Raw genomic sequence first — 509 nt, forward strand, 5'->3', positions numbered from 1 at the left:
ATCGTCGGTGCAATGCTGATCACTTATGTAGGATTGATCGCAGCTGTTAACTGGATTTTCACTTCAATCTTCGGTATTTCTTTCACTGGCGTACTTGGATATGTATTCGCACCAATCGCTTGGATTATGGGTATTCCTTCCAATGAGATTGTTAGAGCTGGCTCAGTTATGGGTACGAAGGTAGCGGCTAACGAGTTCGTCGCTATGTTAGACTTTATGAAAATGATCCCTCATATGTCTCATAAGACTGTAGGTATCGTATCAGCATTCTTGGTATCGTTTGCTAACTTCTCTTCAATTGGAATTATCTTAGGAACGGTTCAGGCTATCAATAATGAAAAGGCAAGTGAGTTAGCTAAGGTTGGTTTAAAGGTATTATTAGTTGCAACAATGGGATCGGTCTTAACTGGAACTATCGTAGGTTTGTTCTTATAATCAAACAGACACTGTCACGCCCCGCATCATTTTTTGCGGGGTTTTTGTCATTATGTGCATGATGATGACCATTT

General features: G+C 40.3%; 1 protein-coding gene. It reads left to right on the forward strand.

Translation table 11 applies throughout. From position 1 onward, the window contains the following. On the forward strand, positions 1-435 hold a 435-nt coding region (locus tag V7659_RS22940; RefSeq protein WP_335542493.1), incomplete at its 5' end, for a nucleoside transporter C-terminal domain-containing protein. Positions 436-509: the final 74 nt, after the last annotated feature.

Source organism: Neobacillus drentensis, from assembly GCF_036966985.1.
Classification (GTDB): Bacteria; Bacillota; Bacilli; order Bacillales; family Cytobacillaceae; genus Neobacillus; species Neobacillus drentensis_E.